At 43.4% G+C, this 3,005-nt stretch carries 4 protein-coding genes; 3 read left to right on the top strand and 1 reads right to left on the bottom strand.

All coding sequences use genetic code 11. The features are described 5' to 3' along the window. Positions 1–510 (top strand): helicase-related protein (locus SORDD27_RS02400; RefSeq protein ID WP_196755617.1); only part of this gene is annotated, 510 nt, incomplete at its 5' end. Between the two features lie 24 nt (positions 511–534). Here SORDD27_RS02400 and SORDD27_RS02395 read toward each other — a convergent pair. Then, positions 535–912, bottom strand: coding sequence for a YwiB family protein (locus tag SORDD27_RS02395; protein WP_081103333.1), 378 nt, complete (start codon positions 910–912; stop codon positions 535–537). 71 nt (positions 913–983) lie between these two features. Between SORDD27_RS02395 and SORDD27_RS02390 the strand changes: the two genes are divergently transcribed. Both SORDD27_RS02390 and yidA read left to right on the top strand, forming a co-directional pair. Beyond that, entirely contained in the window at positions 984–2,291 is a 1,308-nt protein-coding gene (locus SORDD27_RS02390) for an HD domain-containing protein (protein ID WP_061427113.1), read from the top strand. A 9-nt stretch (positions 2,292–2,300) separates the two neighbouring features. Next, positions 2,301–3,005, top strand: a 705-nt coding sequence (gene yidA / locus SORDD27_RS02385; RefSeq protein ID WP_061427111.1) for a sugar-phosphatase, incomplete at its 3' end; no start/stop codon positions are given.

Raw genomic sequence — 3,005 nt, 5'->3', positions numbered from 1 at the left:
CGCACCATTGATCTCTCTGATCAAAAACTAGACAACATTCAACATTTCTACATGCAGGTAGACCAACGTCACCGAGTGGATATGCTACGAAAGCTGGCTCATGTAGAGGATTTCCGTGGTCTGGTCTTCTTTAACAGCTTGTCAGATCTTGGAAGTGTGGAGGAAAAACTACAGTATCGCGATATTTTGGCTGTTTCCCTCGCTAGCGATGTCAATGTTAAATTTCGAAAAGTTATTTTAGAAAAATTCAAAGATAATCAACTGACGCTACTTCTTGCAACTGACCTTCTGGCTCGTGGGATTGATATCAATAACCTAGAATGTGTTGTCAACTTCGACGTCCCTAGAGATATGGAAACCTATACCCACCGCTCTGGCCGTACAGGTCGCATGGGCAAAGAGGGCTATGTTATCACTCTAGTAACCCATCCTGAAGAACTTAAAAAACTTAAGAAATTCGCAAGTGTACGTGAAATTGTTCTAAAAAATCAAGAACTCTATATCAAATAAGGTTGGCATTCGCCAACCTTTTTCTTATCCCCAAGTAATTTCTAATTGATAGCTGGCAAAGGTTTGCCCCTCTTGGTTTTGCAGTTGATAGGCGAGCTCAATCTTTTGCCCATCCACTTGATAACGATTCGTTTGAATGATAAACTCCTGCATCCCCATTGGTGTGGGAATATAGGCTAAACTATCACTATCCCTTAAAAAACGCATGATGGTTTTGGGACTCGAGAAGCGGGTCATCACCAGTTCTTGATCATGAAACTTGAGAACCACTTTTTCCTTTTCCTCATTGTAGAAAAGCAGATAGCTATAATCTCCCTTTTCATGCACTTCAACGTCATAAAGCTGGTCAATTACTTCCAACTGCTCATCAAACTGAATCCTATTTCGCATCCGAATCTTCACATCAGTTCCTCTTTCTTCTCTCTTGTCCTACTATTTTACCAAAAACTCTAGCTTTTTGCTATAATGGTCATATGAACGAAAAAGTATTCCGTGACCCAGTTCACAACTACATCCATGTCAATAATCAAGTCATCTACGATTTGATCAATACAAAGGAATTTCAGCGATTGCGTCGTATCAAGCAACTTGGCACGTCTAGCTATACCTTCCACGGCGGGGAACACAGTCGCTTTTCCCACTGTTTGGGAGTCTATGAGATTGCTCGTCGTATCACGGAGATTTTTGAAGAAAAATATCCTGAAGAATGGGATCCTGCTGAGTCTCTTTTGACCATGACTGCTGCGCTCCTACATGACCTTGGGCATGGTGCTTACTCCCATACTTTTGAAAATCTCTTTGATACAGATCATGAGGCCATTACTCAGGAAATCATCCAAAGTCCTGAAACAGAGATTCACCAAGTTCTGCTTCAAGTAGCGCCAGATTTCCCAGAAAAAGTAGCCAGTGTCATCGACCATACCTATCCTAACAAGCAGGTGGTGCAACTCATTTCCAGTCAGATCGATGCAGACCGCATGGACTATCTCTTGCGCGACTCCTATTTTACAGGAGCATCTTATGGGGAATTTGACCTGACTCGCATCCTTCGAGTCATTCGTCCAGTCGAAAATGGGATCGCCTTTCAGCGCAATGGCATGCACGCCATCGAAGACTATGTTCTCAGTCGCTACCAGATGTATATGCAGGTTTATTTCCACCCAGCAACACGCGCCATGGAGGTTCTCCTACAAAATCTCCTCAAACGCGCTAAGGAACTCTATCCTGAAGACAAAGATTTCTTTGCACGCACTTCTCCACATTTGCTACCTTTTTTTGAAAAGAAAGTTACTCTATCTGACTATCTGGCACTTGATGACGGCGTGATGAATACCTACTTCCAACTCTGGATGACCAGTCCTGACAAAATACTAGCCGACTTGTCGCAACGTTTTGTCAACCGCAAGGTCTTTAAATCCATTACTTTTTCAGAAAAAGACCAAGACCAACTCGCAACCATGAGACAACTGGTTGAAGAAATCGGTTTTGATCCAGACTACTATACTGCTATTCATAAGAACTTTGACCTCCCTTATGATATCTATCGTCCCGAATCTGAAAATCCACGGACACAGATTGAGATTCTACAGAAAAATGGTGAACTGGCTGAACTCTCTAGCCTGTCTCCTATCGTCCAATCCCTTGCTGGCAGTCGCCATGGAGACAATCGTTTCTATTTTCCAAAAGAAATGTTGGACCAAAATAGCATCTTCGCAAGTATCACCCAGCAATTTTTACACTTGATTGAGAACGATCATTTTACCCCAAATAAGAACGAATAGAGGAAATTTATGAGTATTAAACTAATCGCCGTCGATATCGATGGTACCCTAGTCAACAGTAAGAAGGAAATCACTCCTCAAGTCTTTTCTGCCATCCAAGACGCCAAACAAGCCGGTGTCAAAGTCGTGATTGCAACGGGCCGACCTATCGCAGGCGTTGCCAAACTTCTGGACGACTTACAGTTGAGAGACGAGGGTGACTATGTAGTGACCTTCAACGGTGCCCTTGTCCAAGAGACTGCTACTGGCCATGAGATTATCAGCGAATCCTTGACCTATGAGGATTATCTGGATATGGAATTTCTCAGTCGTAAGCTTGGTGTCCACATGCACGCTATTACCAAGGACGGTATCTACACGGCCAATCGCAATATCGGAAAATACACGGTGCACGAATCAACCCTCGTCAGCATGCCTATCTTCTACCGCACTCCTGAAGAAATGGCTGGCAAGGAAATCGTCAAGTGTATGTTTATCGATGAACCAGAGATTCTCGATGCTGCGATTGAAAAAATCCCAGCAGAATTTTACGAGCGCTACTCCATCAACAAATCTGCTCCTTTCTACCTCGAACTCCTTAAAAAGAATGTAGACAAGGGTTCAGCTATTACCCATCTAGCTGAAAAACTCGGATTGACCAAAGATGAAACCATGGCGATCGGGGACGAAGAGAATGACCGCGCCATGCTGGAAGTCGTTGGAAATCCCGTTGTT

It is taken from the genome of Streptococcus oralis (assembly GCF_001579025.1).
Taxonomy (GTDB): Bacteria; Bacillota; Bacilli; order Lactobacillales; family Streptococcaceae; genus Streptococcus; species Streptococcus oralis_X.
The sequence above is the reverse complement of the archived record's forward strand: the minus strand, read 5'-3'. Positions and strand labels throughout refer to the sequence as shown.